Here is a 1,425-nt window from a genome sequence, read left to right on the forward strand (position 1 = left end):
GCGTTTGGTTACCAAGGGGAACGCCAGGGCGAGCAGTTATTCCTGGCGGTGGATAGCGTGGAAATACCTCGAACTCATGATTCAGGTCGACGCCGATTTCGGGGAGTTCGGCGATTGACCGGCGGCCAGTCTTCGGATTGACCTCCAGGAGAGCACGATGGACGAGAACGACTTGCGAGCATTGGTGGCAGCCGCTCATCGCGCGCGCCGGCCTCGCCGTGTAACCACCGATCCTGGCCGCAGACCGAAACCCATGCCGACCATTTCGATCTGCATCCCGACTTACAACCGCTCGTCCATGCTGGCGGAATTGTTAGACAGCATCATCGCCCAAGCTTTGGAGGACGAGATCGAGGTCGTGGTCAGCGATGATGCTTCACCGGACAATACGGTCGCCGTGGCCGAAGGCTATAAGGGTCGCATCAAGCACTACACCTTGCTTTCCCAGCCGAAGAACTTGGGAGTGGACGGCAATTTCCTGGCGGTCGTGGAGGCGGCGAAGGGCGATTACATCTGGCTGATGGGCGACGACGACCATCTGGAACCGGGCGGGCTAGCACGGGTGCTGGAAGCGATCCGGCGTTGGCCCGGCGTAACCGGTCTAACGCTAGGCGTGATCGACTATGACGTGACGATGACGCGCCGGACCGGCATCCGTCGGATCCCGCCTACACAACTGATCGCCGATGCCGGTACGCTGTTCGCGACGATGGGTGATCTGCTGGGCTTCATGTCCGCCCTGGTGATAGACCGTGCCAAATGGAATGAGATCGCATCCGAGCCTAATGTCTCGGAATTCAAGAATTACTACGTCCAAGTTTATATCATCGGCCGTGTTGTCGAACGGTTTGGAAAATGGGGCGTGGTCCAAGAACCTTGTGTCGGCTATCGGTCGGGCAACGACCAGTTCAATATCAAGTTCGGTTGGCTGGATCGCCTGAAGATCGACGTTGCCGCCTATGATCAGATTGCTTTCGCGTTGTTCGCGGACACACCCGCTGTGTGCGAAGCGTTTCGCCGCCGGATATTTGATACGCACGTGATGGCGCGGTTGAACAACGCTAAAACTGCGGAGGGACGGACCATCGCGGTGAGCGCAGCGATCAGGTACCTGTACGGCCGTTACCATGGAATGCCGCACTATTGGACCCGCGCAGTGCCGACGCTCCTTGCGCCGCAATGGATCCTGCGGAACGCACGGTCCGCATACAAGCGGCTGTCGCCCAACTCGGGCGCGTTCCGAGCGCGTGAAATGTCCAACTGATAGATAGCGGCAGCGGGGGGGTGCTACCAGATTGAGGACCGCGTCAATGGGCGCAAAGGATGAAGATCGTGCAGAAGAACGGACAGGCCACCGCGAGGCCGACCTCGTAACAGAACGGTTGAGGGCTGATCGCCGATGCATTGGACCATATGCCTCAAGGG

Annotated in this window: 1 protein-coding gene; it reads left to right on the top strand. The window is 59.2% G+C overall.

From position 1 onward, the window contains the following. Positions 1 to 157: 157 nt before the first annotated feature. Complete coding sequence (locus EN949_RS35255; protein WP_206526418.1) at positions 158 to 1,264, top strand: glycosyltransferase family 2 protein; 1,107 nt, start codon at positions 158 to 160, stop codon at positions 1,262 to 1,264. Positions 1,265 to 1,425: the final 161 nt, after the last annotated feature.

It is taken from the genome of Mesorhizobium sp. M7A.F.Ca.US.007.01.2.1, assembly GCF_003998165.1.
Taxonomy (GTDB): domain Bacteria; phylum Pseudomonadota; class Alphaproteobacteria; order Rhizobiales; family Rhizobiaceae; genus Mesorhizobium; species Mesorhizobium ciceri.

Bases quoted from the DNA above. Each gene is read 5' to 3' on its own strand.
- EN949_RS35255 (WP_206526418.1), top strand. From the start codon at position 158: ATGGACGAGAACGACTTGCGAGCATTGGTGGCAGCCGCTCATCGCGCG.